The sequence below is a fragment of the Profundibacterium mesophilum KAUST100406-0324 genome, assembly GCF_009835145.1.
In the GTDB taxonomy this organism is placed as follows: Bacteria; Pseudomonadota; Alphaproteobacteria; order Rhodobacterales; family Rhodobacteraceae; genus Profundibacterium; species Profundibacterium mesophilum.
Map to the genome: position 1 here is coordinate 1 of NZ_APKE01000068.1, position 1,290 is coordinate 1,290.

Sequence of the window (1,290 nt, forward strand, 5' to 3'; positions counted from 1 at the left end):
CGAAAGACCGAATACATAGAAGCAGGGTCAAAGGGACATCAACAAAATGCTTGCAGGGGAAGGCAGTTCATACATGCTCCCCTGCGAGTCCTCGTTTATAGGTTAGCTCTGTTCAGGGTTTGGTCGCTTTCAGCCCGTTGGTGATCCTCGCGAGGCGTCAGCCCGTCGAGGCTCGTATGGGGGCGGTGGTGGTTGTAGTCGTCCCGCCAGGCCTCGATCAGCTGGCGGGCATGGCGCAGGTTCGAGAACAGGTCCTGGTTCAGGCACTCGTCGCGCAGTCGCCCGTTGAAGCTCTCGACGAAGCCGTTCTGCATCGGCTTTCCCGGCGCGATGTAATGCCAATCCACCTTGCGGTCCTCCTGCCATTTCAGGATCGCATTGCTGGTCAGCTCCGTGCCGTTGTCGCTGACCACCATGCAGGGATAGCCTCGCAACTCGGCGATCCGGTCGAGCTCACGCGCCACCCACAGGCCGGACAGCGAGGTATCGACGACGGCCGCCAGGCATTCCCGGCTGAAGATGAGCCATGTCGCGCCATCGGTCCGAGCGACAATGGCGAATGATCACGCAGAGCACCCGGAACCGCCTGCCATCGGCGAAGCTGTCGGACACGAAGTCCAGGCTCCATCGCTGGTTCGGCCCTTGCGGGATCGCCATGGGCGCCCGGGTCCCGATCGCGCGCTCGCGGCCGCCGCGCTTGCGCACGGTCAGCCCTTCCTCGCGATAAAGCCGATACAGCTTCTTCCGGTTCGATACCCAGCCCTCCCGTTCCAGCAGGAGATGCAGACGGCGATAGCCGAAGCGTCGCCGTTCACCGGCGAGCTCTCGCAGCCGTCGGCGCAGGTCCTCGTCGGACGGTCTGGTGGACTGCCGCCGATACAGGTACGGATCGATCCCGACCAAGGCGCAGGCGCGCCGCTGCGAATAGCTCTTCTCTGTCATGGCCCAGTCCACGGCACGTCTCCTCGAACCAGGCCTCAGACGTTTTTTGCGAGCATTTCCTTGAGTGTGGCCATGTCCAGCATCTGCTCCGCCAACACCTTCTTGAGCTTGGCGTTCTCAGCCTCCAGCGCCTTCAGCCGCCTGGCGTCGGGCACTTCCATGCCGCCATACTTCGAGCGCCACTTGTAGAAGGTCGCATCGCTGATCCCATGCTGTCGGCACAGCTCCTTCACCCCGAGCCCGGCTTGGTGTTCCTTCAGGATCCGAATGATCTGCTCCTCGCTGAACCGGCTTCTTCTCATCGTCTGTCTCCTCGTTTGGAGAACAGGCTAACCTTGAAGTGCGGAC

The 1,290-nt window shown here is 62.2% G+C and carries 1 pseudogene; it reads right to left on the reverse strand.

Annotation, left to right across the window (positions count from 1 at the left end):
* Nucleotides 1-95: 95 nt before the first annotated feature.
* Nucleotides 96-1,244, reverse strand: a pseudogene (locus tag PMES_RS16225) (IS3 family transposase).
* Between the last annotated feature and the right edge of the window lie 46 nt (nucleotides 1,245-1,290).